This window comes from Segeticoccus rhizosphaerae, assembly GCF_005222685.1.
Lineage (GTDB): Bacteria > Actinomycetota > Actinomycetes > Actinomycetales > Dermatophilaceae > Segeticoccus > Segeticoccus rhizosphaerae.
The window spans coordinates 1-1,372 of the sequence record NZ_SWMA01000096.1 but is presented as its reverse complement, the minus strand read 5'-3'; the positions used below and the strand labels follow the sequence as shown (position 1 = coordinate 1,372).

Here is a 1,372-nt window from a genome sequence, read left to right as displayed (position 1 = left end):
TATAGGTTCTCCGCGACCGGCATGCGGTCGGCGAAGGTGACAGCGAAGGCGTTCAGTGCTGGCTTCCACCTTGTAGCCCATCGTGCCTGTCCGGTGCCCTTGGGGTCTAGTGAGCGGGTCACCAAGTACAGCGTCTTCAGCGCTGCCTGCTCGGTCGGAAAGTGGCCACGCGCAGTGACCGCTCTGCGGTACCTGGCGTTGAGTGACTCGATCCCGTTGGTGCTGCACAGAACGCGTCTTATCTCGACGTCGTAGTCCAGGAACGGTGTGAACCGCTCCCACGCGCTACGCCACAGACTGGAGATCGCCGGGTACGGGGTGGCCCACTTCTCCTCGAACTCCTCGAACGCTGCCCAGGCCGCATCGGCCGAGGCAGCGGTGTAGATGGGTTTCATGTCGTGGGCGATCTGACCCCAATACTTCTTCGACGCGTACCGGAACGTCCCTCTCATCAAGTGCACGATGCACTGCTGGACCGTCGCGAGGGGGAAGACCGTGTTTGCGGAGTCGGGCAAGCCTTTCAACCCGTCGCAAATGATGAAGAACGTGTCGGTGACCCCGCGGTTCTTCAGCTCGGCCAGGACGGTCATCCAGTACTTCGCGCTCTCCCCGTGGCCGGCGGTGCCGGCCCACAGGCCGAGCACGTCGCGGTGTCCGGCCAGGTCCACCCCGATCGCGGCGTAGAACGGCCGGTTGCCGACCTGCCCGTCGCGGACCTTCACGTAGATCGCGTCGACGAAAATTGCCGCGTACACCGGCAGCAGCGGCCGGTTACACCAGTCGGTCATCTCCTCGATGACCCGGTCGGTGATCACGCTGACCCGGTCCTTGGACAGGGATGCGCCGTACACCTCAGCGAAGTGGGCGGAGATCTCCCCAGTGGTCAGGCCTTTGGCGTACAGCGACAGCACGATGGTGTCCACGTCACCCAGGCGGCGCTGCCGCTTACGCACCACGACGGGCTCGAACGTGCCGGCCCGGTCTCGGGGCACCTCGACCGGTACCGGCCCGACGTTGTCGGTCAGCACGGTCTTGGTGCGTGTCCCGTTGCGCGAGTTGCCGCTGCCTCGTCCGTCCACCGCGTGCTTGCCATAGCCCAGGTGGTCGGTCATCTCCTCGTCCAAAGCCGTCTCCAGCACGGTCTTGGTCAACACCTTCAGCAGCCCGTCCGGGCCGGTCAGGTCTTCACCACGGTCACGCGCGGCCTTGACCAGCTCGCGCACAGCGGCCCGCTCGGCCTCCGCCGGCAACTGGGACTTCCTAGCCTTCTTGGGCATCGAGCTCATGCCCGTGAGTTTCTCGGTCATCATGACCTTCCCCGCCGATCCTCATCGGCGTGTCGGGCCAGTTACACCAATTCCCGGACAGTCCC

General features: G+C 65.0%; 1 protein-coding gene. It reads right to left on the bottom strand.

Annotated features, from left to right (window positions below):
* The coding region (locus FCN22_RS21450; RefSeq protein ID WP_238384902.1) for an IS256 family transposase at positions 1-1,277 on the bottom strand (1,277 nt) is incomplete at its 3' end.
* Positions 1,278-1,372: the final 95 nt, after the last annotated feature.